This window comes from Streptomyces katrae, from assembly GCF_000966975.1.
Lineage (GTDB): Bacteria > Actinomycetota > Actinomycetes > Streptomycetales > Streptomycetaceae > Streptomyces > Streptomyces katrae.
Genome location: NZ_JZWV01001557.1, coordinates 1 through 343, shown reverse-complemented (window position 1 = coordinate 343; position 343 = coordinate 1). Strand labels below are relative to the sequence as shown.

Sequence of the window (343 nt, the reverse complement as noted above, 5' to 3'; positions counted from 1 at the left end):
TACCGGCCTCCGGCTCCGGCTCCGCTGCGTCGGACTTCCGTTCGGTGGCGGGCTCGTCGATGCCGGCCGGCTCCTGCCCGGCCGGGGCAAGCCTGTCGGTGCCGTCCGAGGCCTCCCGGGCGGCGGTGTCCCCCTCCCCGTACGCGGGCGTTCCCGCGGCGGCGACCGGCGCGCCCTCCGTGCCGGTACCCGGCTCCGGCTCCGCACCGGCGGGCCCCGGCTCCCGCCCGGCCAGGGAACGGGCCTCCGCGTCGGCCCCTTCGCGCCCGGTCAGGGCAAGGGTCTCGCCGTCGCCCGCCACCGTTTCCGCCTTCATCCACGCCCACCTTGCTGTTCACACCCG

At 78.4% G+C, this 343-nt stretch carries 1 pseudogene; it reads right to left on the bottom strand.

Annotated elements, in window-relative coordinates:
- A pseudogene (locus VR44_RS39160) lies at positions 1–316 on the bottom strand (hypothetical protein); the annotation flags it as partial.
- Positions 317–343: the final 27 nt, after the last annotated feature.